The 24,081-nt window shown below is 61.5% G+C and carries 20 protein-coding genes; 5 read left to right on the top strand and 15 right to left on the bottom strand.

Going from position 1 to position 24,081, the window contains the following annotated elements:
• Positions 1-4 precede the first annotated feature (4 nt).
• The 5 genes from QTI66_RS21230 to QTI66_RS21210 form a co-directional block, all read right to left on the bottom strand.
• A complete protein-coding gene (locus tag QTI66_RS21230; protein ID WP_286561844.1) occupies positions 5-2,572 on the bottom strand; it encodes a glycosyltransferase family 4 protein in 2,568 nt (855 codons plus the stop codon).
• 414 nt (positions 2,573-2,986) lie between these two features.
• On the bottom strand, positions 2,987-3,883 hold the full coding sequence (locus QTI66_RS21225) for a GDP-mannose 4,6-dehydratase (protein WP_286561843.1): 897 nt from the start codon (positions 3,881-3,883) through the stop codon (positions 2,987-2,989).
• The gene (gene gmd, locus QTI66_RS21220; RefSeq protein ID WP_286561842.1) at positions 3,880-4,917 is read right to left on the bottom strand and encodes a GDP-mannose 4,6-dehydratase; all 1,038 of its coding nucleotides are present in this window, start codon (positions 4,915-4,917) and stop codon (positions 3,880-3,882) included. The genes QTI66_RS21225 and gmd overlap by 4 nt, the downstream gene beginning before the upstream one ends.
• Before the next feature lie 135 nt (positions 4,918-5,052).
• Positions 5,053-7,719 (bottom strand): glycosyltransferase, encoded by a 2,667-nt coding sequence (locus QTI66_RS21215; protein ID WP_286561841.1) that lies wholly within the window; start codon positions 7,717-7,719, stop codon positions 5,053-5,055.
• Positions 7,703-8,161, bottom strand: a complete 459-nt coding sequence (locus tag QTI66_RS21210) for a hypothetical protein (protein ID WP_286561840.1) — start codon at positions 8,159-8,161, stop codon at positions 7,703-7,705. The genes QTI66_RS21215 and QTI66_RS21210 overlap by 17 nt, the downstream gene beginning before the upstream one ends.
• A gap of 47 nt (positions 8,162-8,208) precedes the next feature.
• On the opposite strand from QTI66_RS21210, the gene QTI66_RS21205 reads away from it, so the two are divergent.
• Entirely contained in the window at positions 8,209-10,338 is a 2,130-nt protein-coding gene (locus QTI66_RS21205) for a glycosyltransferase family 4 protein (RefSeq protein ID WP_286561839.1), read from the top strand.
• 117 nt (positions 10,339-10,455) lie between these two features.
• Here QTI66_RS21205 and QTI66_RS21200 read toward each other — a convergent pair whose 3' ends face one another.
• The 4 genes from QTI66_RS21200 to QTI66_RS21185 all read right to left on the bottom strand — a co-directional run bounded on the left by QTI66_RS21200 (position 10,456) and on the right by QTI66_RS21185 (position 14,239).
• Positions 10,456-11,103, bottom strand: a complete 648-nt coding sequence (locus tag QTI66_RS21200; protein ID WP_286561838.1) for a DUF1698 domain-containing protein — start codon at positions 11,101-11,103, stop codon at positions 10,456-10,458.
• Positions 11,104-11,312: 209 nt separating this feature from the next.
• Positions 11,313-12,017, bottom strand: a complete 705-nt coding sequence (locus QTI66_RS21195) for an ABC transporter ATP-binding protein (RefSeq protein ID WP_286561837.1) — start codon at positions 12,015-12,017, stop codon at positions 11,313-11,315.
• Positions 12,018-12,020: 3 nt separating this feature from the next.
• Entirely contained in the window at positions 12,021-12,824 is an 804-nt protein-coding gene (locus QTI66_RS21190) for an ABC transporter permease (protein ID WP_286561836.1), read from the bottom strand.
• Entirely contained in the window at positions 12,821-14,239 is a 1,419-nt protein-coding gene (locus QTI66_RS21185) for a mannose-1-phosphate guanylyltransferase/mannose-6-phosphate isomerase (protein WP_286561991.1), read from the bottom strand. Before QTI66_RS21185 ends, QTI66_RS21190 begins: the two co-directional genes overlap by 4 nt.
• Positions 14,240-14,389: 150 nt before the next feature.
• Here QTI66_RS21185 and QTI66_RS21180 point away from each other — a divergent pair, with 150 nt between their 5' ends.
• Positions 14,390-15,436, top strand: coding sequence for a glycosyltransferase family 2 protein (locus QTI66_RS21180; protein WP_286561835.1), 1,047 nt, complete (start codon positions 14,390-14,392; stop codon positions 15,434-15,436).
• On the opposite strand, the gene QTI66_RS21175 is transcribed toward QTI66_RS21180, so the two are convergent.
• Positions 15,391-16,179 carry a glycosyltransferase family 2 protein gene (locus tag QTI66_RS21175; RefSeq protein ID WP_286561834.1) on the bottom strand — a complete coding sequence of 263 codons (789 nt, stop codon included), beginning with the start codon at positions 16,177-16,179 and terminating at the stop codon, positions 15,391-15,393. The two genes, QTI66_RS21180 and QTI66_RS21175, sit on opposite strands and share 46 nt — an antisense overlap.
• 47 nt (positions 16,180-16,226) lie before the next feature.
• Between QTI66_RS21175 and QTI66_RS21170 the strand changes: the two genes are divergently transcribed.
• Both QTI66_RS21170 and argB read left to right on the top strand, forming a co-directional pair.
• On the top strand, positions 16,227-17,327 hold the full coding sequence (locus QTI66_RS21170; protein ID WP_286561833.1) for a glycosyl transferase: 1,101 nt from the start codon (positions 16,227-16,229) through the stop codon (positions 17,325-17,327).
• A 49-nt stretch (positions 17,328-17,376) separates the two neighbouring features.
• Positions 17,377-18,270, top strand: a complete 894-nt coding sequence (argB, locus tag QTI66_RS21165) for an acetylglutamate kinase (RefSeq protein ID WP_286561832.1) — start codon at positions 17,377-17,379, stop codon at positions 18,268-18,270.
• 49 nt (positions 18,271-18,319) lie between these two features.
• Here the strand turns inward: argB and galE are convergent, their stop codons facing one another.
• Positions 18,320-19,342 (bottom strand): UDP-glucose 4-epimerase GalE, encoded by a 1,023-nt coding sequence (gene galE, locus QTI66_RS21160; protein ID WP_286561831.1) that lies wholly within the window; start codon positions 19,340-19,342, stop codon positions 18,320-18,322.
• Positions 19,343-19,463: 121 nt separating this feature from the next.
• On the opposite strand from galE, the gene slmA reads away from it, so the two are divergent.
• The gene (slmA, locus tag QTI66_RS21155; RefSeq protein ID WP_286561830.1) at positions 19,464-20,132 is read left to right on the top strand and encodes a nucleoid occlusion factor SlmA; all 669 of its coding nucleotides are present in this window, start codon (positions 19,464-19,466) and stop codon (positions 20,130-20,132) included.
• Positions 20,133-20,236: 104 nt separating this feature from the next.
• Here slmA and QTI66_RS21150 read toward each other — a convergent pair whose 3' ends face one another.
• The 4 genes from QTI66_RS21150 to QTI66_RS21135 all read right to left on the bottom strand — a co-directional run bounded on the left by QTI66_RS21150 (position 20,237) and on the right by QTI66_RS21135 (position 24,080).
• Positions 20,237-20,674 carry a DUF2501 domain-containing protein gene (locus QTI66_RS21150; RefSeq protein WP_286561828.1) on the bottom strand — a complete coding sequence of 146 codons (438 nt, stop codon included), beginning with the start codon at positions 20,672-20,674 and terminating at the stop codon, positions 20,237-20,239.
• A 91-nt stretch (positions 20,675-20,765) separates the two neighbouring features.
• Positions 20,766-21,470, bottom strand: a complete 705-nt coding sequence (locus QTI66_RS21145) for an ABC transporter ATP-binding protein (protein WP_286561826.1) — start codon at positions 21,468-21,470, stop codon at positions 20,766-20,768.
• Positions 21,463-23,226, bottom strand: a complete 1,764-nt coding sequence (locus QTI66_RS21140; protein WP_286561825.1) for a branched-chain amino acid ABC transporter ATP-binding protein/permease — start codon at positions 23,224-23,226, stop codon at positions 21,463-21,465. The genes QTI66_RS21145 and QTI66_RS21140 overlap by 8 nt, the downstream gene beginning before the upstream one ends.
• Positions 23,227-23,228: 2 nt before the next feature.
• On the bottom strand, positions 23,229-24,080 hold the full coding sequence (locus QTI66_RS21135; protein ID WP_286561824.1) for a branched-chain amino acid ABC transporter permease: 852 nt from the start codon (positions 24,078-24,080) through the stop codon (positions 23,229-23,231).
• Position 24,081 lies beyond the last annotated feature (1 nt).

The following is a 24,081-nucleotide window of genomic DNA, read 5'->3' as shown; positions in this document are numbered from 1 at the left end:
CCGATCAACTTTGGATCAGTGCCAATGGCCGATCCAGAATGTCCCGCGCGCAGTGGCCGATGCACTGCGCGAACTGCTCGGCGCTTTGTGCCCACTTGAGGATTGTCATCGTGCTCGAATCGGGCGCCTGAGCGTCCTCGCGCAAGGCCATCCATGCCTCCAGTTCATCCGCAAGGTCTCTTGCCTGCCCTCCCGAGAAGTAAAAGGCTGCATTGCCCGCAACTTCCCGAAAGACCTTGATCTCACGCGCGATGATTGGGGTTCCGTAGCGTGCGGCCTCGATCAATGGCAATCCAAAGCCTTCCGCCTCACTCGCCGCGAGAACGCCGGTGGCCGACTTGTAAACCAGACCTAGGTATTCATCGCTGCACCCCTGGAGCCAATAGAGGTGCTGATCGAATTTCGGGTGATTGAGCACCTCGCGGCTAAAGGCGTCGATTTGCCATCCCTTGCGTCCGACCATTACGAGATTCCAGTCGTGGCCACGCTCCCACAGCATATTGAAGGCGGCGAGCGCCTGCAGGTATCCCTTTCTGGGCTCGATCGTCCCCACCATCAAGAATGTCGGTCGCGAACGCATTTTCTCAAGCGTTTCCGACGCATTTGGCGGAAGACCTCTGGTAGGGACGGAGTTGTCGATGTCGGCGCCCAGATGGAACGAGGTGATCTTGAAATCGTCAACCCGGTCTGGCGCGTTTTCTCGGATCCACGCAGCAACATCGTCGGCCACCGATTTCGAAATGCAAATTGCACCCGAAGAATGCGCCATTGCATTCATCCAATTCGAGAATTCCGCGCAAAGCTCCGGCCAGAAGAAGTCCGGCCGAAGAATAGGGATCAGGTCGTAGACGACATGGAGAACGGACAGACCCTTCTCCCGCAAGTATTCATTTTTCTCTTGGTGGTTAATTGCTACCGCGGGGTGAAGATCGAGGTAAATCAGCACATCTCCGGGTCGCAGGTCGACCCATGTCGGCTGCGACTCCTGAACGGGCTCGTCGGTTGCCCCGAGGCACTCCGCCATGAACCGATGTGCGATGTAGTGCTCGTAGTCGCCCGGTGTCGTATAGACGGGCACGAAGCGCGAGCCTCCCCGCCTGAGGAGCTCGCTGCCAAGCGCCCGCACCACCCGCTGGATGCCGGACCGATCGTCGGCAAGGATGATCGAACTCACGTCCAGATACACCGTCGATTCACCGCTTCCGTTGTCAAAGGACTCGGCAATGGATTGGGCGACGCCGTAGAGATCTTCCCTGGAAAGCGTGAGCGCGGCGCCACGAATCCTGGCCGCGACAGCAGCGGCGGCGGGCGTTGGGGATTTCAACGTTGCAGCGGGCCGGTTTGTTGTGACCGACTCGAGTAGCTCGATGAGATGCTTTGCGGAGTTTGCCCAGGAAAAGAACTGCACGCGATTTTCGGCGTTGGCGCGCAGTCGGTCTGAGAACGCAGAGTCCGTCAGTGCCTTCCCAATCATGGTGCTCAGTTGATCGACGGAATGAGGCGAGAACATTGCCTCCTTCAGGCCAGTGATTTCCGGTAGGCTGGAGGTGTCGGACGTAACGACCGGCGCGCCGCAAGCCATGGCCTCCAAGGGCGGCAAGCCAAATCCTTCACGCAGCGACGGAAAGACGAACAAGGACGCCAAGTTCATGAGTCGCACCAGATCCTCGTCGCTGATATAGCCCGGGTACACGATCCGGGACACGCTTTCGGGGGGCAAACCCAGCCTACGCAGCTTTTTTCGGCCAATAGGTTCCTGGGCTTTGAGTTCTCGACCCACCATCACTAGCTGCACCGTGGATTGCAGCGCAGAGGGCAGTTGTGCGAAAGCCTTGTAGAGCGCATTCAGGTTCTTGTGGTCGTCATTGCCGCCAGAATAAAGAATGAAGCGTCCCTCGATTCCAAGGCGCGAGAGGAATTTCGCCTTCTCTGAGTCATCGATTTCACGCTTACGAAACAGCTTGGTGTCCACGGCGTTGTAGGTGACGCCGATCTTTCCGGGTGGAACCCCGAGCTTGCTGACGATGTCGCGTTTTGAAGACTCCGAGACGGTCAGGATAAGGTCGGACGCCGTCGCAAACGCTATTTTTTCCTCATACCACTTCTTCACCTCGGGATTCGAGAGGTATTTCTCCGGCTCAAACAGAGGGACGACGTCATGCAGGGTCGAGACATAGATGACCTTGCTTTCAATGAGTCCGACGCTGGTGCATGCGTCGTCGACTAGGCCCTCCTGCAGGTTGGTCGAAATGATCACGTCGGGTTCCAGGCTCATCAGGAAGGACTCCCTGACCAGTTGCGCTGCCTTCATGCGCTCGGCATTGGGCCGCGCGTGTGCAGCAATTTTCAGGGGTTGGTGCCACACCTTGATGCGAGACTGCGGAAGCAACTGCCCAAATTCCTTGCGCAATGCGAGCACGGACTCGGAAAATGCGCCGTTTAAGGCAAGAACGATTTCATGCGGAGAGCCTAGGCGCAGTAGTGCTGCCGTCAATTCGCGCGTATAGCGCCCAACACCCCGGTGCGCGGAGAAGCTACTCTGAGCCCCCTGCATGTCGATGACGATTCTCATGTATGGAATGGCGACCCCTGCGTTTCCGTCAAGGCTTGTTCTGGGTGAGTTGTTCAAAGACGGCGCGTGATTTGGGGTTCGACGGTTCGCGGATGACGCGCTTCATTTGGCCCGCAAGAATCACTCGCCGTATGCGAGCATCCCACGAGGGGGAGCGACGAAGCACGGCGCCAGCCATCCTTCGAAGCAATGGCAGCTTCCGCGACAGCGAGGATATTTTTCTAAGCGCGATCGCGACACGGTCTTTTAGATAGCGCATGGTAGTTGCCTCTGTTATGCCAAAATTTCTTTAAAGTGAAATAGGCTGCAACAGGCAACGTGTTCCCCGATGAGCAAAGCTGGGGGGCACGAACACTTGAATTGGCAGGGTGCGCCCTTCTGGCGAGGCGGGCCGGTCGGTGTTTTCCGAAGCCTTCATGGTTCTTGGGCGGCGGTGCTCAGCGCCGACGCATTTTCGGCCAGTAGCATCCGCCTCAAGGTTGATTCAATGGGCGGAGCGTCCAGCAAGCGGCCGCGTTTGGCCAGCAATGCCGTCAATTTGGCCGGATTGCCGCACAGACGATGCACTTCGTTGGCGCGCACTAAGGCTGAGTCAATGCGCACTTTGAGAGAATGTCCCGTGAGACTAGAGAACTTGTCAATGATGCTTTGAAGCTCATAAGGCTGTCCCGAGCAAACGTTGTAGGTCTCTCCCGGCTCGCCATGGTTCAGCAATTCCATGTAGGCGCTGCAGACGAGCTGAACGTCATTGAATTCCCGCTCGACATTCAGATTGCCCAACGCGATGGATGGCTTTCGATGAGCGAAATGGAACGCAAGCTTCGGGATGATGAAGTTGCGATCCTGCCCAGGACCGGTGTAGTTGAAGGGGCGTGTGATCACCAGCCTGAGGCGATCTTGGTACGTCCGGGCCATGTATTCCATGGCCAGCTTGCTCATGGCATAGTGGTTCACCGGTGCCGGCGAAAGGGTTTCAACAATGGGCGACTGATCGGTGTTGCCGTAAATGTTGGCGCTGCTTGCCAGCAGCACCTTGCTGGGCGCGACCTTCAGTTGCACCAAGGCATCCAGCAGGTTGGTCGTGCCTAGGACGTTGATCGCGTAGAACTCCTTTTCGTCCGCGTGCCCCACAAAGCTGATGGCCGCCAGATGAACGACCGCGTCGGGTGTGGCTTCCTTGATCTCATTGAACAATTCCTCGCGGCTGGTCAAGTTCGATTGCAGCGCGACAATTTCGTGACCCAGAGAGACGGCGTACTCGGCAAAGGGCTTGCCCGTAAATCCATCTGAACCGGTGAGCAGTATCTTCAAAACGAATGCCCTTGTGCGTTGCGTCGCAGGTCTGCATCCACCATCATTTGGCACAGCTGCTCCAACGTGGTCTTGGGTTCCCATCCCAATTTGGCGAAGGCTTTTTCGGGGTTGCCGATCAGCAACTCGACCTCGGCCGGGCGATAGAACTTAGGGTTGATGCGCATCACCGTCTTGCCAGTCGCGGTGTCGACCGCGGATTCGGTTTCGCCCGTGCCCTTGAATTCGACCTGGATGCCTGCGCCCTTGAAGGCCATTTGCACGAAATCCCGGACGGTCTCGGTCCGGTTGGTTGCCAGCACGAAGGTGTCGGGTTCCTTGGCCTGCAGCATGCGCCACATCCCTTCGACGTACTCCTTTGCAAAGCCCCAGTCGCGCTTGGCGTCGAGGTTGCCCAGTTCCAGAACGTCGAGCTTGCCGAGTTTGATTTTCGCGACGCCGTCGGTGATTTTTCGCGTCACGAACTCCCTCCCGCGCAGCGGGCTTTCGTGGTTGAAAAGGATGCCGCTGCTGCCAAAGATGTCGTAGCTTTCCCGGTAATTCACCGTGATCCAGTGCGCATAAAGCTTTGCGACGCCGTAGGGACTGCGCGGATAGAATGGGGTTTCTTCGGTCTGCGGAATGCTCTGCACCTTCCCGAACATCTCGGATGTGCTGGCTTGGTAGAAGCGAACCTTCGGATTGGTGATTCGGATTGCCTCCAAGAGATTCAAAGCGCCGACGGCGGTGATCTGGGCGGTCGCCGCAGGCTGGTCGAAGCTGACGCCAACAAAGCTCTGAGCGGCAAGGTTATAGACCTCGTCCGGCGCCGTCTTCGCCATCAGAGCGAGCGAACTCCCTAAGTCCGTCAGGTCGTGTTCCAGCAGGTGCAGATTGGGATGCGACTCGATGCCCAGTTCTTCGATCCGCCAGAAATTGACGGAACTTGTCCGGCGGAAAGAACCGTAGACGGTGTAGCCCTTCTCTAGCAGAAGTTGCGCCAGGTAGGCGCCATCCTGGCCCGTGATGCCGGTGACGACGGCTCGTTTTCCCATGAAGACCTCGATCTAAAGACGGCCCGGCGACGATCATCGACGCGGAGTCCGCGAAACAAAATTTGATTTTGCCTGAATGTAAGGGCTTTCCCTCTCAGCTGCCGGCGCGCGCAGGTGGGAGCGCAGGGGCAAGGCTCAATTCCCCTGGAGATGTGGCAGGCCGCAGGCCCTAGCGAAGCTGTCGGCGCTCTCGGCCCATGTCAGGTAGGGCAGGGCCCCTGTCGGAGCGGGCTTGCCGCGCCGCTTGCCGTTGAGAAAGGCCATAACCGCGCTTTCAAGCGAGGCGGGCTCATCGCCGAAGTAGCTCGCGTGATCGCGCGCGACCTCGCGAAACACTGGAATGTCTCGCGCCAGGAGCGGCAAACCATGCTGGGCCGCTTCGATCAGGGGCAGTCCAAAGCCCTCGCCTTCGGATGCTGCGATGAGGCAACTGGACGCGGCATACAGCAGCTTCAGAAAGCTGTCGCTCGCATTCTCGATCCAGAACAGATGCGAGCGGACCGATGCTGTCTTGCGTAGCCGGGCGGCAAGCGCTTCGACCATCCACCCTTTCTTGCCCACAACGACGAGGTTCGCGTTCAAACCGCTGGCCCACATTCGGTCGAAGGCATCCAGCACAAGTGCATGCCCTTTTCTCGGTTCGATCGTGCCCACCATTAGGAAGGTGGGTCGGTCGCCCAGGGCTTGCAGCGTGCTGGCTTCTGCAGCGCTCGGCAGGGCTGGGCTTGATCCCTTCAACGGCTCCGTCCCGAGGTGAAACCACTGGATTCGAAGATCCGGTGCTCGGGCCCCGCGGTGTTCGGCCTGCACCCACGAACGAAGCTCTTCGGCGACGGACCGCGAGATGCAAATGGCGCCATCGCTTTCTGCCACGACACCCAGCCATTTTTCGTGCAGTTCGGCCGCATCCCGCATGAACCGATTGCGAAGCTGGATCGGCAACAAGTCGTACACGACGAATTCAACACGCACGCCGGCTTGACGCATGCGTTGATAGAAATCGCGTTGCTCAATCGCAATGCGAGGTACGAGATCGAGACCGACGAAGACATCGCCGGCTCGCATGTCGACCGGCTCATCCTCGAGCACATCACCAGGACAGCTTAAGAATTCCAGCGTAAAGCGGCGCGCGTACCTGTATCCAACTCGGCCGCGCACAGCAAGCACCGGCTCGATCCGGTAGCCCGCGGGAGGGCGTGTCAGCAATTCGCGCAGCAGATTCCTCACCACCCGCTGGATGCCGGTGCCGGCGTCCCGGGTCACAAGTTCAGAAACGTCAAGGAATAGCTGCAACTGCGCAAGCGGCGACGGCAGGCTGTCCACAATGGCTTGGGAGATCGCTGCAAGATCTTTGCTGCGCTCAGGATTGAGCGCTCCTTGCATGTCCAGCCCAATGGACTTGATCAACCCATCTCGTCCGGACAGGGCCGCGGCGGCAAATCGCTCGATCGCTGCGACGTACGCCAAGGCGCGACGCGTGAGCGCACGGTCGGCTTCGTCGCCACTCGGATGGGTCGCGTCGATCGTGCACGTCGCTTGATGGGGGATCACCGCCCAGCCGCCGGTGTCCGAGGCTGGAAACCATTGCCTGGCTGATGCCACCGCATCATCTGAACTCACGATGACGCCTTGCGCGTTGGCAATCGCAATGAAGGTGGCGGGGAACTTCAGGGCAACCCGCGTTGCGTCATGGCCGTCGAAGCGTTCTTGTACGGCGCCATAGCCATGGGAGGCGTAAAGCGCGCGCGCCCATGGGAACTCGTGCCCAGCCTGCGCTTCCTGGCGGGCCAGCGCCGGACTCAGGTTGAAATCCTGCAGGACAACGATGCCAGCGATGTCCGTCAGCAGGTCCAATGCAAGCGGTCTCTCGCCAGTGCCGATGTTGTAAAGCACCCGCGAGAATGCGCTGAGGTTCCGTCGAAACCATTCGACCGATCGCGTCGGAAAGGCCGCCAGCCTTGGGTCGTCGACAGGCTGATCGGAGATCAGTTCAATGTCGTAGTGTGGCGCAAGATGGGGAACCAACTCGGCATCGCGAGGGGCGATGGCGTTGTGCTCCGGCGAAGGCGCAGAGATGTATGCCAGCAGAGGTCGAAAAGTGTCGGGCCGGGATTGCCGGAGGCGAGCACCCGCGCTGCGCAAGTCCTCGAGGCCCTCCCAAATCCGGCGGGCGGTTTCATCCCAGTCGACTCCTTCGCGCCGGCGGTTGCTGTGGTTGTCGGCATCCGGCGAGATGACGATGCATCGGGCCGCGTCCAGACCGAAATGCGCGATCCCCCCTTTCCGTGCAGCGTCCGATGCGGCGAACCAGCGATCGCTCTGGCGCAGCGCGTGGATCTTCCCCTCGGCCCAGTGTCTGAAGGTGGGGTCTGTGACATAGGCGCTCAGGTCGGCATCGTGCACGCTCACGGCGGTCGGAAGCCGCGCAAAGGCGCCTACACTGATTACCGCCGGGTCGCGCCAGCCTTCGAAGAAGCTCATCACATGCACCACGTCAGGTCGCAGGCTTGCCAAGAACGCTTCGTACAGCTTCGCGTTGGCGCTTGCCACGCGTTCTGACGCAGACAATCCAGGCAGCGCCGCTGGATGCCAGATGCGAAGATTACCGGGAGCGATCAGGCCCCCGAACCGGCGCTTCACCGCTTCGATGGTGCCGTTGAAGCGCCCATTGAGTGCGAGCATCAGATCGTGCCCTCGCGGCGCGCGCGCCATCGCCAGCGTCAGTGCGGCAGTGTGCTGCGCAATGCCTTGACTGCGGAGATCGGCTGACTGGGTGCCCTGTAGGTCAATGACGACGCGCATGGCTCCCTTCGGCATCGGCCTGTGAGGCGTATTGCTGGAGGCGTCGATAGACCACCATGGCGCTCGGGGAGAGTGCCTCGGGCCCCGTGACGGCGTCGACAGCGGATTCTTCGAACGATTGCATCGAGAGTTGCACTCGCCGGTCCAGTGGAGGGATCCACTTTATGGCATTCATCAATAGCTTCTTGGGCAAGGGACGCCGTGCGATGCCGCCCAGCACGCGACGCAATGCGGACTTTGCGGCGCGCTTCGTGGCGGTCGTCCAGGCTTTGCTGCTGTCCAGGATGGCTGGTGTTTTCTGTATCATTTTGCGGCGCCGTACTTCACGCAGACGGGGCGTGCTGCTGTGGAGCGCTCGGATTCTAGAGGGCGCCACCAATTCGCGAGCTTGTCTCGATTCAAGGGACCAATCTTCAACTTCGGCTCCAATGCGGGCTGTCATTCAACTCCAAAGTCGAAAAGTACCGAGTCCATGATTAAGGTCAATCCATGAGAAAGCTCCTGACGCGCGCCGCCAAGGGGCTCTACTGGACCGTGTTGCCATGGCCCGTGCGCGAACGCGTGAAGGTACTGCGGCAGAACCTTGCATCCCGAAAGACGAGTTCCAGGTTGGCGCGGTGGGTGCAACGGGAGCGAGAGCGCTCCGCGCTGCGGATGCGAGGCCTACCGGCTCCTGCGCCTGCGCCTTTGGACCTGTTCGATGATGAGGCGGTTGCGTTGGCTGCGGGACTTCCCGCACATCAGATTCTTTGGCCTCCCGCGCCCCTTGAGGACGTGTCTGATTTGTGGTCGGCGTCGCGTTTTCTCATCGAACTGTGGAGGCGCCGCGAAGACCTTCGAAACCGCTTCCCCGATGCGCTCTCGGCGGGAAGTGCGGGTGGCTTCGGCAATTGGTTGCGAAAAGGTGGTGCCTCTGAGTTGGGGTTGAGCTCGGGGGCCACGGCGCACGCGCTCGCCGCCCTCGATGCCCGGCTTGGCGCTCGTGCCAGGCAGGCATTTTTGGCGAACATCCGCTTGGCTGCTGTCTTGCCTCACGGCTTGACGCCTGCTGGTCACACGGAGCTTTTTTGCTGGTTCATGCAATGGGGCAAGGACGAGGCAGCATTGCGCCTGGAAGAGATCTGGTGGCTGTTCCTGGAAGCCGCACAGCAAGCTCCGCACGAACTGCTGCTGGCCCATTCATTTGCCCCTGAGTGGCAGAAGCAGCACCCCGAGGGCCTGACGATCTTCGGGCGCAGATCCTTCGCTGCCTGGTTTGCGGCCGAGTACGGCACCGCCGGGTCGTGGACCGATCCACACCGCTGGCCCAAATGGCACGACGAGACAACGCAAGTTCGAATTGGCTACTGGGCGCGCCCGCAATGGAGACGTGCCTATCCCATGGCGCTCTCCGATCAGCAACAGGCGCGAGCTTTCCTTCGGTGGCTGGCATCAGCTGACGCAGGACTGGAGGCGGACCAACGGGAGTGGTGCGCAGCGCTTGACGCAGACGCGATCTCCCTGATGCTGACAAAACCCGGGGTCAACGTCATTGGTCACTTTTGCTATCCGTCGGGCCTTCGCGTCTCTGTGGAGTCCATGACCCAGGCCATGCGCTCGGCCGGCGTTTCCACGTCCTTGCGTGATGTGCTCACGGACCCGAAGGACGATCCCCAGCATGCTGAGTTTCATGGCGTGGAGTGCTTTGACACCACCATCATCCACGTTCAGCCGGAGCCCCATTTCGATGCGGCCTACGAGCGGGCACAGCTTGAAGCGCGCGAGCCTCGCACCTATCGGATCGCATATTGGTACTGGGAGTTTGCGTCGATTCCCGACTCTTGGGTAGCGAAAGCCAAGAATGCCGATGAGGTGTGGGCCGCGACGAACTTTGTCGCGCAAGGCCTGAAGGACCGCCTGAAAATCCCGGTGCGAACGCTCTTTCCGGGTGTCAAGCTGGCTCCCTTCCAGCGGCGCGGACGCGACTATTTCGGCCTGGACAATGGCCCGTTCACGTTCCTTTTTACGTTCCACATGATGAGCGTCATGGAACGAAAGAATCCCTTGGGCCTCATCCGCGCCTTCAAGTTGGCCTTTGCTGCGAATGACGGGCCGTGTCTGGTTCTCAAGACTTCATATGGCGAGCGCTATCCGGCCCAATTGCAGGAACTGCGTGAGGCAGCCGAAGGCGCCAATATAAAGGTCATCGACGCCGTCTACAGCCCCGCCGACGTTCTGGCGTTGATGGATGTTTGCGACTCGTATGTGTCGCTGCATCGCAGCGAGGGCTTGGGTCTGACGATCGCCGAAGCGATGCTCCTGGGGAAGCCGGTGATTGCCACGAATTTCTCGGGCAACGTGGACTTCATGGATGAAAGCAACAGCCTGCCTGTGGACTACAAGTTGGTGAAGCTGGGCTGGCCCATCCCGCCCTACGACGCACACCTAGAGTGGGCGGAGCCCTCGATCAAGCATGCCGCACAACAGATGCGCCGCGTCAACGACAATCAAGAATGGGCGCGCGAAGTGGGTCAGAAGGGCAAGGCAAGCGCGGAGGCCAACCTCTCTCTGGAGGCTGCGGGACAACGATTTTCCAAGTGCTTGGAGGAGATTCGAGCGACCCGCACAGTCGTCAGCTAAGCCAATCTTGAGTTGCTCGGGCTGGCTGGCACGCCTTGATGTGCCGTGGTGCCTGGAGACGAGATGTGGTGGCTGACGCGTTTGGCGCTCAAGATACGGCAGCCTCCGAAATCGAGTCTAAACGTATGCGTGGAAAACCATTCTGTTTCCGTAGTACTCGTCCACCATTTCAACGCGCTTGAATCCCACGTCTCGCATCATTGCCTCGCAGGCAAGGCGATTGGGGCCAAAGAAGTTCGAGGCATCGTTGTTTTCGGACGAGCCCTCGTAGTATGCGAGTGCTGGTCGCGGGCAGTCCATGGCGTCCACCAGGGTTTCCATGATGCACATGCCCGAACAGACGTCCCGGACTCGTCTCAAGTATCCGATTGGATCGGGCGAGTGGTAAAGAACACCTAGGAAGAGGACAAGATCGAATGCCCCGACGGTGTCGGCGGATATCGCCTCCACTTTGATTTCCATCTCTTCGACTTGGCTGCCAAGAGTTCGCTTGGCAAGGTCAAAGCCCTTCTTGCTTTCGCCTTGCCAGCAGTACCAATCGGTCGCGAGCACCCTGCTGGCACCGCGGCTTTCGCATTCGAATGAGAAGGCGCCATTCCACGCGCCGATATCTATGACGCTTTTGCCGGCCAGACTTGCCGGCAGGTGCAACTTGGCCATTTTGAAAGGCGTGTCATCTATTCCCGGAGTGACTAGTCCGTTGCCGAGGGGGATCCGGTGAAACCAAGACACTGAATTGACTTCGTCCTCGAGTCTCGTGGTCATGGGCAATCACATTCCAGTAGTTAGTGGCGCCGCAGTGCTCGCCGTTTCAGGTTCGGCAATTTTGGCAGATGGTCGCAGCCAGTGCCTCGTTGCTAGTGCCCATTGCACCTTCGATGTCCGTCAGCCGGCCTCTTTCACTTTGCCGCACTGCACGTGCAAGTTGGCTCTGCCAAACCCCGCGCAAGGCGGCCGCTCCTTCATTGCCTTCGTCAACTGACTTCCACGATTCGCCCGTGCTCCAAGTGGATCACCCGGTTGCACTCCTTGGCAATCAGGTCGGGCGAGTGTGAAGCAAGCACCAAGATGCCGGACTTGGCCACCACGTCCTTCATGCGCTGCTCGGCTTTCTCGGTGAACTCCGCGTCCCCCACCGAAAGCCACTCGTCCATCAACAGGATGTCAGCTTCGACGCTGGTCGAAATTGAGAAGGCCAGCCGCATCATCATCCCGGTGGAATAGGTCCGCACCGGCATGTTGACGTATTCGCCAAGCCCGCTGAATTCGCAGATGCTGGGCGTCAGGTCGTCGATTTGCTTCTTGCTCATGCCCATCACTAGGCCGCGGAGCATGATGTTTTCGATGCCGGTTGCATCGGGCTCGATGCCCAAGGAAGGATCGATCAGGCTGGCCAGACTTCCGCGGCGCTCGAAGTCGCCCGAAGAAGGCTCGTAGACGCCTGCGAGCGTACGCAGCAGGGTCGACTTGCCGGCACCATTGTGCCCGATCAGGCCCAGCCGATCACCGCTTTTTAGTTCCAGGTTGATGTCGCTCAGCGCCTGGACCACCTTCACCCCGGTTTCGCTGCCAAAGCGCCCGCCCGTCACCGACGCGGCAATCGTCTTCTTGAGCGAGTTTGCGCCGGCGCCATAGATCGGAAAATTGACCGCGACGTTCTTGAGAGTAATGTATGGCATAGGTTACAGCCAGTAGACGACGCGGCGACGGTACTTGGAAAAGAGATAGGCCGAAGCGACAAGGTTCAACGCCGTCCAGGCGAGGATCCCATACCAGTTATGGGATTCGGCAACGCCACCCATCAGCGGAGTACGTACGAGGTCCAGCATCTGCGCAAACGGGTTCCATAGGATGTACTGCGCGCGACCCGGCAAACTTTCAGGAAACCAGAATACAGGCGTCAGGAACATCAGCATCTGCATGACGCTTATCACGATCTGCGCGACGTCTCTGTACCGCGTGCAGATCAGACCGAGGAAGAGACCCAGCGCATGCGCGTTGACCAGCAACAAGATGAAGCCTGGCACGACCAGCAGCGCATCCCAGCCCAGTGAAATATGCGCCCAGATGGCGATCGGTATGTACAGCACGATCTGATGTGCAAACTGGATCAGGTTGCGCGCCATGCTCCGCCACACAAAGAGGCTGATGGGAAAGTACCCCTGCTTCAGGTAGTTCGACGAACTGACAAAGGCGTTGCACGAATCCGTCACCATGCTGGAGAAAAATCCCCAGAAGATGATGCCCAGCGCAAGGTGCGGGAAGAACTTGGACAGCACGGTGCCGAACAGCGAACTGTACAGCGGGCCCATGCCGCCGATCATCGCCCCCATGCTCAGGGTGAGCCAAAGAGGGCCGAGCATCGATCGTCGGTACCGCAGCACGATGTCGAACCATGCGAGGGTCCACCAGATATCCGTGCGTCGGGTTCCCTCCCACCAGTCAGCCCATGCGCTGCGGTGGAGGTTGGAATGGGCTTGGCTCATGCGCGTCCGTAGGTGTCCGCTAGACGGACAATGTCGTCTTCGCCTAGGTAGGCGCCGCACTGCACTTCAATGAGCACGAGTTCGTCTTGGCCGACATTGGTCAAGCGATGCTTTTCTTTGAGGGGGATGTAGCGATATTCGCCGGGAAGAGTCTTGTGTTCGACGTCGCCGATCTGCACGATGGCAGTGCCTTGGACGACGACCCAGTGCTCTGCGCGCTGGTGATGGTATTGTAGTGACAAGGATTCACCCGGCTTTACGGTGATGCGCTTGACCTTATAACCGTGCTCTTCCTTCAGGGATGCATAGGTGCCCCACGGCCGATGGACGACCGCCGGCATCACGGCTGCTTCGTGATTGCGCGACTTCAAGACTTCCACGACCTGTTTCACGTGCTGTGCGCTGTCCTTGTGCGCCACCAACAGTGCGTCCGGCGTGTCGACTATGACGAAGTCGTGGACCCCGAGGGTGGCGACAACCTTCGGCCCGTGGCTGCTGACTTCAACGTGGGTGCCCGTGGTATCGATGGCCACAACATCTCGGGGCATTGTGTTTCCGCTCGCGTCTGCGGCATGCGTCTTTGCCACGGATGGCCATGAGCCGACGTCGCTCCAATTGAACTTGGCAGGCACTACGTGCACGTTGTCGGCTTGCTCCAAAACCGCATAGTCGATGCTGATGTCTGGAAGACGCCCGAAGTCATGCACCGCAAACTGCACCATGTCGCTGGTCTTCGTGGAGGACGCCAGTGCGCGTCGTGCAGCGGCCAGCACCTCAGGTGCGCAGCGCCCGAGCGCATCCACGATGGCATCCGCGGTAAAGCAGAACATGCCGCTGTTCCAGTAGTAGCGGCCAGTCGCGAGGAATTCCTGTGCCGTCGCCAGATCGGGCTTTTCGACGAAGCGCGTGACCTGCTGGCTGTCGCGAGAAATGCGAGGCACCTCGATGTATCCGAACCCCGTGTCCGGACTGACAGGGCTGACGCCAAAGACAACCAGCGCTCCTTGCGCAGCCAAGCGGCATGCTTGGCTCGCGCTCGCGACGAAGGCCTCCACGTTCGGAACGAGATGGTCGGCGGACAAGACCAGCATGACGGAACTGCCGCCAAATTGCTCAATACAACGTAGGGCCGCGACGGCAATCGCAGGCGCCGTATTGCGCCCCTTGGGCTCGAGAAGAAGCGTCGTGTTGGGCGGATCGGGCATCTGCCGCAAGACGTCCTTCGTCAGGAACTGATGGTCCTTGTTGGTGACGATGAAAAGGTCATCCGTGCCACACGCTTGTCCACGCTCAATGGCCTGCTGAAGAAGTGTGGACCCACCCAACTTCATGAAAGGCTTCGGAACGGACTGTCTGGAAACGGGCCAAAGTCTGGAACCGGAGCCGCCTGAGAGCACTACAGAAACAACGTGCATCATTCACCTAAGAGGTTTCAAGGCAGCCAATTTTACTTGGCGGCACGAGCGGGGCCGGGGTTTTCCCCGTGTCCCAAGACATTGGGTGTCGTTTTTTGAGACAGATGCCCCGCTGTGATAATCCGCCGCATCCCCTGCACGCCTGCCCCCTTGTTGCATCCCTTCAACTCCGCAGTTCAGTTTCCTGAGAGCGTGGCTCCAACGAGCCCCACGATCTCGGTCGCTATTTGCACGCACAACGGCGCCCCATATATCGCCGAACAGGTTCGCAGTATTTGCCAGCAGACACGCCTGCCGTTCGAGCTTGTCTTGTCCGACGACGCTTCGGGCGACGGGTGCGTCGATATCGCACGCAACGCGCATGCGCAGTGCGTCGCCGAGGCGCCATCGCGTCAAATGCCGGCGCTGAAAGTCCTGCAAAATTCGGCAGCCTTGGGCATCACAAGAAATTTCGAGCAGGCCGTTCGGGTGTGCTGCGGCGACGTCATCGCGTTGTGCGACCAGGATGACGTCTGGCGATCCGACAAGCTTGCATGCCTGTCCAGCGAATTCGAGAGACGCCCAGACCTGGTGCTACTGCACACGGATGCCCAATTGGTCGACGATGCATTGGTACCCCTCCCCCAATCTCTCTTTGAAGCGCTGGGCGTGTCGACGAGCGAGTTCGCCCAGATCCACGAAGGGCAGGCTTTTGATGTCTACCTGCGCCGCAACTTGGTGACAGGAGCAACGACTGCCTTTCGACGGCCTTTGCTCGATGATGCGCTGCCGTTCCCGACGGAGTGGCTGCATGACGAATGGCTTGCCATCATTGCAGCAGCGACCAGCGAGGCTGATTTGTTGAACGCACAACTGATCCAATATCGGCAGCACGGGTCGAATCAGGTCGGCGCGCAGCGCATCACCCTCGGCGCAAAGATTCGCAAGGCACTTGCGTCTCGCGGTCAGGACCCCGAGCGGCGTCGAGTCAAGGCACAGGTTCTCCTGACGCGACTACTCGCTTTGGGCGACAAACTCCCTGCCGACCGAGTCGCCAAGGCACGCTCCAAGCTTGAGCATCAACGCCTGCGCGCAGCACTCCCGGCGAACCGGGTGGCTCGGTGGTTTCCAATTGCGCGAGAGATACGAACCGGGCGATACCAGGCGTTCGACTACGGGCTGGAAGGCGTGTTGCGAGATTTGTTGGAAGCCGAGTAGGCCAGGAAGCGCCGGTAGCGCCAGAACGCACCGGAACCCCATACCCGCAGCAAACTGCTCGCGTGCCACCATAAATGTCTCTTGCTGCGATGGCTCGCCCGCTGCGCGTCATGCCGCGTTCTCAGCCCTTCGGCAATTTGCAGTTTCCACCCTGCCAGCCGCGTTCGGGCGCAGATATCGAAGTCTTCGCCATACATGAAGAACCGCTCGTCAAAGCCATTTATGGCCGCGAAAGCCTGGCGTCGGAACATCATGAAAAGCCCAGGAATCCAGTCCGGCACCGCCGGGATTGCGTAGCCTGGGCGCCGGCGCGTCAGGATTTCCAGCGGTGTGATCAGCGCGCGATGCTGCTCGGGCGTCACCTTGTCCGGTTCCATGATGCGCGGCGCCAACAGGCCTGCATCAGGCGTGGCCTGCACGGTCAGCGGCGCCAGCACGTCGTCGTCGAAGCGGATGTCCGGGTTCAACACCAAGAACCAGTCGGTTGCGCAGCGTCGAAAGGCTTGGTTGTGATTGGCGCCAAAACCCATGGGCGCAGCGTTCTCAATCCGCTCGATCGGATAGCCCAACTGGAGCCCGGCGATCGCGTCCGCCTCCGGGATGTTGATCGTCAACACCACCTTCTCCACCACCTCCGCGCTGAACTGGTCCAGTTGCTCCAGCAACGGCCGGATCAGTTCAAGCTGACCGTGGCTGACGATCGACACCGTGATTGGCTTTTGAGGGGAAGTGTTGCTGCGCATGGTCTAATTTCGCCGGGAATTCTAGGGTTCCTTCCAATTGGCCCCACATGCTTGCACTGATCGTCATTAGTTTTCTCTTTGCCGCCCTCTCGGTTCTGGCGTTCATGCGGCGTGCGCGCCGCCATGCCAGACGCTACGGCAAGGACATGCCGCAGCGCTTTCACGCCGGGCATGTGCCACGGCTGGGTGGGGCGGGCATCTTCATTGGCATGGGCGTCGCGTGGCTCAGTGCGGGCCTGATCACCTCCATCAACGTCTCCTGGTCGCTGAAGGCATCGGGCCTGACGCTCCTGTGCATGGCGCCCGCCGTGCTGGGTGGCATCACCGAAGATGTGACGCAGCGCGTCTCGGTGCGCTATCGCCTCGGGCTGACCATCGGCTCCGCGTTTCTGCTTTGCTTCGTGACGGGGCTCAGCCTGGAGCGCACCGGCATCCCCGTGCTCGACGGTTGGCTGATCGCGATTCCGTTCGCTGGCGTCATCTTTGCGGCCTTCGCCATCGGCGGCCTGCCGCACGCCTTCAACATCATCGACGGCTACAACGGCCTCGCCGGCACGGTCGCCGTGCTGGTGTGCCTTGCCATCTCCCACGTCGCTTTGCAAGTGGGCGACCGCCAACTCGCCGCCATGGTGATGTGCCTGGTCGGCGCCACCTTCGGCTTCCTCATGTGGAACTACCCCCGCGGCAAGATCTTTGCCGGCGACGGCGGCGCCTACGTGTGGGGCATGGTCATCGCCGTGGCTTGCGTCACCCTGGTGCAACGCCACCCGCAGGTCTCGCCCTGGTTCCCGATGCTGCTGCTCATCTACCCGGTGTGGGAAACGATGTTCTCCATCTATCGCAAGCTGGCCCGCGGCCAGTCGCCCGGCATGGCGGACGCCTTGCACTTTCACCAGCTCATTTTCCGCCGCTTGGTGCGCGCCGTGGTGCACGACGACGAGGCGCGGCAGCTTCTGGCGCGCAACAACCGCACCTCGCCCTACCTCTGGGTTTTTGCGGCGCTGTCGATCGTTCCGGCCGTCCTGTTCTGGAACCGCACCTGGGTGCTGATGTTCTTTTGCCTGCTTTTCGTCACAACCTATGTGGCCGCGTACCTCATGATCGTGCGCTTCAAGGTGCCGCGCTGGCTTCGCGAACTAACGGGCTGATGCGCTCTCACAATCACCATTCTTTCAACGCTCTGGAGCGTGACTGCACATGACCGACCACGTACTCAACATTCCGCCGCGCGACAAGGCCGAGATCCTGGCCCAGGCGCTGCCTTACATCCGCAAGTTCCACGGCAAGACCATCGTCATCAAGTACGGCGGCAATGCCATGACCGACCCGGCCCTGCAGGCCGACTTTGCCGAAGACGTGGTGCTGCTCAAGCTGGTGGGCATGAACCCGGTCGTCGTGCACGGCGGTGGCCCGCAGATCGAATCGGCGCTCAACCGGTTGGGCAAGAAGGGCAGCTTCATCCAGGGCATGCGCGTGACGGACGCCGAAACCATGGAAGTGGTCGAGTGGGTGCTGGCCGGTGAAGTGCAGCAGGACATCGTGGGCCTCATCAACCAGGCCGGCGGCAAGGCCGTGGGCCTCACGGGGCGCGACGGCGGCCTGATCCGCGCGCAAAAGCTCAAGATGGCGGACCGCAACGACCCCAACACGCACCACGACGTGGGGCAGGTGGGCGATATCGTCTCCATCGACCCCAGCGTGGTCAAGGCGCTGCAGGACGACGCCTTCATCCCGGTCGTGAGCCCGATCGGCTTCGGCGAAGACAACGAGAGCTACAACATCAACGCCGACGTCGTCGCCGGCAAGCTGGCCACCGTGCTGCGGGCCGAAAAGCTGATGCTGCTCACCAACACGCCGGGCGTCCTGGACAAGAACGGCAACCTGCTGACCAACCTGTCAGCGCGCGAAATCGACGAGCTGTTTGCCGACGGCACGATCTCCGGCGGCATGTTGCCCAAGATCGAAGGCGCGCTCGACGCCGCCAAGAGCGGCGTGAACGCGGTGCACATCATCGACGGCCGCGTGCCGCACGCGATGCTGCTGGAAATCCTGACCGATCAGGCCTACGGCACGATGATTCGCGCCCGCTGAGCGGTTTCATGGGGCGTGCGCCGCCCGCCAGCAGGCGGCGCGGTGTGGCTCAAGCCTCTTCGTACCCGCGCGGATTGGCGCTCTGCCAGCGCCAGCTGTCCTCGCACATCTGGTCCAGCCCGCGCTTGGCCTGCCAGCCCAAAAGGGTGCGCGCCAATGTCGGGTCGGCCACCGTGGTGGGCACGTCGCCCGGTCGGCGCGGCCCCAGTTCGTAGCGGATGGCCTTGCCGCTGGCGCGCTCGAAAGCCGCGACCAGTTGCAGCACCGAGGCGCCCTGTCCGGTACCCAGGTTGACGGTCAGAACCCCCGCTTGCTTCTCAAGATGTTGCAATGCTGCAACATGACCGTCGGCTAAATCCAACACATGAACGTAATCTCTGACACCGGTGCCGTCCGGCGTCGGGTAGTCGCTTCCGTGCACCGAAAGGCACTCGCGCAGCCCCACCGCCACCTGGCTCACAAAGGGCATCAGGTTGTTGGGCCGGCCCTTGGGTTGCTCGCCGATCAGTCCGCTTTCGTGGGCGCCCACCGGGTTGAAGTAGCGCAACAAGGCCACGCGCCACTCGGGATCGGCATGCTCCAAATCCCGAAGGATTTGCTCGACCATCCACTTCGTCTGGCCGTAGGGGTTGGTCGGGCCGCAGGGCGCGTCCTCGGCAATGGGGGTGCGCTCGGGCACGCCGTACACCGTTGCGGACGAGGAAAACACCAGCGTCTTGACGCCTGCCGCAGCCATCGCAGCGGTCAGCACCAAGGTGCCATTCACGTTGTTCTCATAGTATGAATGCGGGTCGGACACCGAATCGCCCACTGCCTTGAGCGCCGCGAAGTGGATCACCGCGGTGATGCGCTCCTCGCGAAAAATGCGGTCGAGCAGGGCGCGGTCGCGAATGTCGCCTTCGATCAAGCGGGGCGCCATACCCATGATTTTTGACAGGCGTTCGACAACCCGCGGATCGCTGTTACAGAAGTTGTCGAGGATCAAGGGCTCATAGCCAGCTGCCGCCAACGCAACAACGGTGTGGCTGCCGATGTAACCGGCCCCGCCCGTTACTAATACGCAATTTTTCATTTTTAGCCCTCAGGCCCTCCCAAAAAGTAGAAGATTTTGCGCGCCATCACGGGGTTCTCCCGGTAGGCGCGTGCTTACTGCAACATGCGAGAATCAATTAATTACACTTTTGTGGTCGCCCATGCAGAACGACGATACACCTGACCCCACCCATCCGGCATCGGAGGATGGCGTCACCCCTGCCCGAAAGCGGCCCAAACCGGGCGAGCGACGTGTGCAGATTTTGCAGGCTTTGGCGGCCATGCTTGAGCAACCGGGTGCGGAACGCGTCACGACTGCGGCACTTGCCGCACGGCTGGAAGTCAGCGAGGCGGCCCTTTACCGACATTTCGCCAGCAAGGCGCAGATGTTCGAGGGCCTGATCGACTTCATCGAGCAGAGCGTTTTCACGCTGGTCAACCAGATTCTCGAGCAAACGCCGCTCGATCCGGCCACCAACGAGCGCGAACAGGCCGCCAGCCAGGCGGCGCGCATTGTCACCATGTTGGTGCAATTCGCGGAAAAGAACCCCGGCATGACGCGCGTGATGGTCGGCGATGCGCTGGTGTTCGAAAACGAGCGCCTTCAGCACCGGATGAACCAGTTCTTCGACAAGATCGAGGCGACGCTGCGCCAAGCCCTGCGCGGCGCGGCTGCGGCGGACGGCTCCGCCACGCCCACCGTCGATGCGCAGGTGCGGGCCTCCACCTTGACGGCATTCGCCGTCGGCCGGCTGCAACGCTTCGCGCGCTCCGGCTTCCGGCGCCTGCCGTCCGAGCATCTGGACGCGTCTGTTTCGCTGATGCTTTGAATCCAGGCCTCGTGCGAGCTTGCGAAGCGGCCCCAGTCCAGACCTCAGGGGGCTGACACAAGCAGCCTGACGCCGGCAGCGCTCGCGGCTGCCGGGCTGGCGCGCTACAGCATCGACTTCGCCTGCTTGAGCACCATGTCGCAGGCCTGCTTGGTCGCTTCCTTCTTCAGGCCTGTCATGCCGCTGGACAGGTCCATCTTGCTGCCGTCGCTGCTGGTGAGCAGGCCTTTGGCGCCATCGGTATAGCCGGGGTCCTTGGCGGGCTGCCCGCCAGGAATCTTGCTCATCAGCCCGTCCTTGATGGACGAAGCATCGCCGCCGCCCAGGAAGTTGTTCTTCATGCAGAACTCCAGCACGCCGGCGGCGTTGCCCATGGAGCCGGAAGAAAGCGAGCCCATGCCCGCGCCGCCACCGCCGCCGGTCAGGCCGCCTGCCATGCCCTTGAGCGAGTCCAGGCTCTGGGCGCCGGCCACGGCCGAGAGGCCGGCGAGCAGCGAAAAAACGATGCCCGCGCGGGCGAAATGTCTCGATGAAGTGGTCATGCCGGCTTCCTTGTGATCTGGAAAAAGTCCTTCAGACCTTAGCCCAAGCGCAAGGCACCACGGCGACGACATTGAAACACTTCGTGGCCGCTCACACCCCCAGGTAGGCGCGCTGGATCTCAGGTCGCGCGAGCAGTTCCTTCGGCTCGCCTTCGGCCACGATGTGGCCTTCTTCCAGCACGTAGGCCCGCTGCGAGATTTCCATCGCCATCACCACGTTCTGCTCGACCAGCAGCACCGACATGCCTTCGGCATTGATGCGCCGGATGGCGGCGAACATGTCGTGCACGATCAGCGGCGACAAGCCCAGCGAAGGCTCGTCGAGCAGCAGCAGGCGCGGGCGCGCCATCAGCGCCCGCGCGATGGCCACCATCTGCTGCTGGCCGCCCGACAGGTCGCCCGCGAGGCTCGCGAGCTTTTCGCGGATGACCGGAAACAACTCGATCACCTGGTCAAGCGTTTCGCGGCGCTTCGCCCTGGACTGCGGCAGGTAGCTGCCCAGTTCCAGGTTTTCGAGCACGCTCATGCCGGTGAAAAGCCGCCGGCCCTCGGGCACGAGCGCGATGCCCGCCTCGCAGAAACGGTGTGGTGCCAAGTGCGTGATCTCGCTGCCGTTCAGGGCAATGCTGCCGCTGCGCGCGCGCAGCACGCCGGCGATGGTGTTGATCAGCGTCGTCTTGCCGGCGCCGTTCGGTCCCACCACGCAGAGCAGTTCTCCCGGCTTCACGTCGAGCGACACGCCCCACAAGGCCGGTGCGGCGCCGTAGGCCACCTTCAGATCGCGCACTTCAAGCATGGGCTTTTCCCAGGTAGGCCGTCATGACATCGGGCCGTTGCATCACATCGGTGGCCGCACCTTCGGCCAGCAGTTCGCCGTGGTTGAACACGACGATCCGGTCGGTGAGCGCCATCACGGCGCGCATCACGTGTTCGACAAAGACGATGCTCGAGCCCTGGTCGCGAATGCGCCGGATCAGGGCCACGGCGTCGTCGATTTCGCTGGGCGTCAGGCCGCACAGCACTTCGTCGAGCAGCACCAACCGCGGCCGCGAGGCCAGCGCACGCGCAAGCTCCAGGAACTTGCGCTGGTGCAGGTTCAGGTCATCGGGCCGTGCATGGGCCTTGTCCTGCAGGCCGGTGAATTCGAGCCACTCCATCGCCATCCTTTGCGCCGTGGCCGGGTCGCGAACCGCGCCGCCGAACATCGTCGCGATCGCCACGTTCTGCAACACGCTCAGGTGCGCGAAGGGCCGGGGGATTTGGTAGGTGCGCGCAATCCCGCTGCCGGCAACTCGATGCGCCGCCAGGCCATTGAGGCAGCGCCCCTCGAAGTAGATCGCGCCCGCCGTGGGCGTGTAGTGCCCGCTGACGACGTTGATGAAGGTCGACTTGCCGGAGCCGTTCGGCCCGAGCAGGCCGAGGATTTCGCCACGCCGCACTTCCACGTCCACGCCCGTCAGTGCACGCACGCCCTTGAAGGACTTGCTCAAGCCCTGCACGCGCAGCAGCACGTCGCCTTGCGACATGACGGATGAGGTCGACGTCGCAGGCGCGGTGCTCACAGCCACAGCAGGCGGCGATGCATCGTGCGATGACGCAGCAGGCGCCGCCTTGCCAGCCGGCCGCACGAAGCGCCGCACGCGCTCCAGGATCCCTTCGGGCATGAACAGGATCGCCACGATCAGGATGCCGCCGATCAGCGCCTTGCCGGCCACCGCATGGTCGGCCGCGGTAAAGCTGTAGAGCAGCGCCGTGATCACCACCGCGCCGATGGCAGGCCCCGCCCAATGGCGCGTGCCACCCAGCACACTCATCAGCACCACCGTCAGCGGCACCGTGATCGTGAAGACCTCGCCTGCCGTCACATACGAGAGGAAGAGGGCATGGATGCCACCCGCCACGCCCGCCAGCGCGCACGAAATCGCCAATGCCATCAGCTTGTAGCGATAGGTCGGTACGCCCATCACCTCGGCCGCATCCTCATCGTCATGAATGGCGAAGAGCCCCGCGCCGAACTTCGAGACCTGGATGCCCCACGCCACGAGCAGCGTGAGCACCGCGGCCGCCAGCGCGAGCAGATAGAAAGTCGACGACGGCGTCGGCCCGACTTTCGGCACCGGCACCGCGGCCAACGACACGCCATTGCCGCCATCGAGCGGCGTGTTGACCACGATGGTGCCGATCACGAAGGTGATGGCCAGCGTGAGCAGCGCGAACAGTTCGCCCCGCACGCCCTTCACGCGGAACACCACCGCGCCCAGCGCCACGCCGAGCACCGCGGCCACCAGCGCCGCCACCGGCAAGGTCCACAGGAAGGGCCAGTCGTAGCGCGACATGAGATTGGCGCTCGTGTAGATGCCCGCGCCGAAGAACGCGCCGTGGCCAAAAGAAAAGTAGCCCGAGTAACCCGACAGGATGTTCCACGACGTCGCCAGCACGATCCAGTGCAGCATCAGGTACAGCAGCGAGTCGTAGAACGCCGGGAGCCCGAGTTGCGGCAAAAAGGCCAGCGCGACGCCTGCCAACACAATGACAAAAGGGGTGCGCTTCATCGTCAGGAGGCCTTTCCGGGCCGCAGTACAAGGATCAGGATCAACAGGGTGAAGGACACGATCGGTGCCCACGACGGCGCCGTGACGGCCATGGTGATGGCCTCGCTGACGCCGATCACGGTGCCCGCAATGAGCGGCCCCAGCGCGCTGCCCAAGCCACCCAGCATCACGGCTGCGAACACCACGCCGACCCATGAATACATCTGCGACGGCGTCAGCGTGTGGCCCAGGGCCAGGCACACGCCGGCGATGCTCGCCAGCGCGGCGCAGGTGCCGGCCAGCAGCAGGCCCGAGGCTTTTTCATTCACGCCGAACGCGGCGGCCACGGGTGCATCCTGCGCTGCGGCGCGCATCGCCTTTCCGATGTCGGTGAAGCGAAGCACCGCCCACACCGCGAAGGTCAGGCCCACGGCCAGCACCAGCGTGATGAACTCCGGCACCGGCACGAACAGTTCGCCCACCTTGAACTTCTGCTGCGCATAGCTCGATTCGAGCTTGCGGAAGTCGGCGGTCCAGATGGACTGGATCACGCTTTCCGCAATGCCCGTGAGACCGAAGGTCAGCAGCAGCGAGTTGAAGGGCGTCACTGCGAAGCGCGCCATCACCCAGTGCAGGCCGGCGCCCAGCGCAAAGAACAGCGGCACGATGACGACCATGGTCAGCAATGGGTCCATTCCCATCGTCGCCATCTGGTAGCACAGGTAGGCCGCCAGGAAGGCGAATGCAAAGTGCGCCAGGTTGATGAGCCGCAGCAGGCCCCAGCTGAGGCTGAGCCCCAGACCCATCAACCCATAGAGCGCGCCAACGAAGATGCCCGAAAGAATGGACTGCGAGAGCAGCGAAAAGCTCGGCATC

Origin of the sequence: Variovorax brevis (assembly GCF_030317105.1) — a bacterium.
Classification (GTDB): Bacteria; Pseudomonadota; Gammaproteobacteria; order Burkholderiales; family Burkholderiaceae_C; genus Variovorax; species Variovorax brevis.
This window is presented reverse-complemented; position numbering and strand designations above follow the sequence as displayed.